Below are 2156 nucleotides of genomic sequence, written 5' to 3'. Positions count from 1 at the left end.
ATCGCGGCGCAGCGCCGGGCGCGGGGAACGGTGGGGATCGCCTTCCTGCATGCTGCCCAACCTAACCCGGCACGCTGGACACTCACCCGGGACGCCCGTTTTGGTCTGGCATCCGTGATGCCGTAAGCTTTCTCTTTGGTGCCTGTGCCCTGCTGGCCGGCGCCACGAACGTGAGCCCTCCACTGGCGTGTTGGTGGGTTCGGTGCGTTTCGTCCGGGCTTCGCCCTCGCTCAACGACCGAACCTCGCAACCACCCCGGAGTGGGATTCACGAACCTCTCCGTTCGACAAGAAAGCAGCACTACTGTGACGCGCACCTACACCCCCAAGGCTGGCGAAGTCCAGCGCGAGTGGCTGGTCATCGACGCGACCGACGTCGTCCTCGGCCGTCTCGCCTCGCACGCCGCCGCCATCCTCCGCGGCAAGCACAAGCCGACCTTCGCGAACCACATCGACACCGGCGACTTCGTCGTCATCGTCAACGCGGACAAGGTGGCCCTCACCGGCCAGAAGCTCGAGAAGAAGATGGCCTACCGCCACTCGGGCTACCCGGGCGGCCTCAAGGCGGTCTCGTACTCCGAGCTGCTCGAGAAGAACCCCGTTCGCGCGGTCGAGAAGGCCATCCGCGGCATGCTCCCCAAGAACAGCCTGGGTCGCCAGCAGCTGTCGAAGCTGAAGGTGTACGCCGGTGCCGAGCACCCGCACGCCGCTCAGCAGCCGAAGCCGTACTCGTTCGACCAGGTCGCCCAGTAAGCGCCGCCCAGAAAAGGACACACTCGTGGCGAACACCGAAGAACTCAGCAACTACTCCACCGAGACGCCCGCCGACCAGGCGGCCGCCGCGGTCGTCGACCGTCCCGTCCTCAGCGTGCCCGGTGCCGCTGTGGGCCGTCGCAAGCAGGCCATCGCCCGCGTGCGACTGATCCCGGGCTCCGGCACCATCACGATCAACGGCCGCACGTTCGAGGACTACTTCCCGAACAAGCTGCACCAGCAGCTGGTCACCGACCCGTTCACCGTGCTCAGCCTCACCGGCGCGTACGACGTCATCGCGCGCATCCACGGCGGCGGCCCCTCGGGCCAGGCGGGCGCCCTGCGCCTCGGCATCGCCCGTGCGCTGAACGAGATCGACGCCGAGAACAACCGCCCGACCCTCAAGAAGGCCGGCTTCCTCTCGCGCGACGCTCGCGTCAAGGAGCGCAAGAAGGCCGGTCTCAAGAAGGCCCGCAAGGCTCCTCAGTACTCGAAGCGCTGATCCCGACAGTCCATTTCATGGCACTGTTCGGTACGGACGGGGTGCGGGGGCTGGCCAACGGCCCCCTCACCGCCGACCTCGCGCTCACCCTGGCCCAGGCGACTGCCGTCGTCCTGGGCCAGGGCCGTACTGCGGACGCGCGTCGCGCCGCCGGCAAGCGGATCACCGCTGTCGTCGCCCGTGACCCCCGCGTGTCCGGAGAGTTCCTCTCGGCCGCCGTCGAAGCCGGTCTCGCGTCCTCGGGCGTCGACGTGCTGGATGCCGGCGTGCTGCCCACGCCCGCGGCCGCGTTCCTGGTCGGCTCGATGGACGCCGACTTCGGCGTGATGGTCTCGGCCTCCCACAACCCGGCCCCCGACAACGGCATCAAGATCTTCGCCCGCGGCGGCGTCAAGCTCCCCGACGAGGTCGAGCAGCGCATCGAAGCCGCCATGGGCGGCCCGAAGCTCCGCCCGACCGGCGCGGACGTCGGTCGCGTGCGCCGGTTCGCGGACGCCGAGGACCGCTACGTCGTGCACCTGCTGCAGTCGCTGCCGCACAGCCTCGACGGCATCCACGTCGTGCTCGACTGCGCCCACGGCGCGGCTGCCGGCGTCTCGCCCGAGACGTTCCGGGATGCCGGCGCCCGGGTCACGGTCATCGGGGCGGACCCCGACGGCCTGAACATCAACGACGGCGTCGGCTCGACGCATCTCGCCTCGCTCGCCGAGCACGTCGTGCGCGTGGGCGCCGACGTGGGCATCGCGCACGACGGCGACGCGGACCGCTGCCTCGCGGTCGACGCCGACGGCACCATCGTCGACGGCGACCAGATCATGGCGATCCTCGCGGTCGCGATGAAGGAACGCGGGCACCTCGACGACGACACCCTCGTCGCCACCGTGATGAGCAACCTCGGCCTG

At 69.7% G+C, this 2156-nt stretch carries 3 protein-coding genes; all 3 read left to right on the top strand.

Annotation, left to right across the window (positions count from 1 at the left end; translation table 11 throughout):
* Positions 1-305 precede the first annotated feature (305 nt).
* Positions 306-752 (top strand): 50S ribosomal protein L13, encoded by a 447-nt coding sequence (gene rplM / locus VJR25_RS15240; RefSeq protein WP_324116542.1) that lies wholly within the window; start codon positions 306-308, stop codon positions 750-752.
* Between the two features lie 25 nt (positions 753-777).
* On the top strand, positions 778-1254 hold the full coding sequence (rpsI, locus tag VJR25_RS15235; RefSeq protein ID WP_324116540.1) for a 30S ribosomal protein S9: 477 nt from the start codon (positions 778-780) through the stop codon (positions 1252-1254).
* 17 nt (positions 1255-1271) lie between these two features.
* A partial coding sequence (locus VJR25_RS15230) for a phosphoglucosamine mutase (RefSeq protein ID WP_324116538.1) occupies positions 1272-2156 on the top strand: 885 nt, incomplete at its 3' end.

The organism is Microbacterium sp. (assembly GCF_035277845.1).
Taxonomy (GTDB): domain Bacteria; phylum Actinomycetota; class Actinomycetes; order Actinomycetales; family Microbacteriaceae; genus Microbacterium.
The sequence above is the reverse complement of the archived record's forward strand: the minus strand, read 5'-3'. Positions and strand labels throughout refer to the sequence as shown.